Source organism: Streptomyces sp. SID13726 (assembly GCF_010548375.1).
GTDB lineage: Bacteria > Actinomycetota > Actinomycetes > Streptomycetales > Streptomycetaceae > Streptomyces.
Genome location: NZ_JAAGLY010000488.1, coordinates 1 through 433, shown reverse-complemented (window position 1 = coordinate 433; position 433 = coordinate 1). Strand labels below are relative to the sequence as shown.

General features: G+C 69.7%; 1 protein-coding gene. It reads left to right on the top strand.

The window, feature by feature from the left end; translation table 11 throughout:
* Positions 1-120: 120 nt before the first annotated feature.
* The coding region (locus G3I78_RS48730) for a DeoR family transcriptional regulator (RefSeq protein ID WP_164437077.1) at positions 121-433 on the top strand (313 nt) is incomplete at its 3' end.

Genomic DNA, 433 nt, shown 5'->3' with positions numbered 1-433 from the left:
GGGCTGACTACCCGGCCGTACACTGGCCGGGGGATCTCTGGCACTCGAACGCCCGGAGTGCCAACGAAGCAGATCAAACCGACCACGACGCGCGACGACGACCAGCTGGAGGTGTGCGCGATGCACAGCGAACGCAGACTCCAGGTGCTGCGCGCCATCGTCCAGGACTACGTCGGGACGGAGGAGCCGGTCGGCTCCAAGGCGCTCACCGAGCGGCACCGGCTCGGCGTCTCGCCCGCCACCGTGCGCAACGACATGGCCGTGCTGGAGGACGAGGGCTACATCGCCCAGCCCCACACCAGCGCCGGCCGGATCCCCACGGACAAGGGCTACCGGCTCTTCGTCGACAAGCTGGCGGGGGTCAAACCGCTGTCGACGCCCGAGCGCCGGGCCATCCAGAACTTCCTCGACGGCGCCGTCGACCTCGACGACG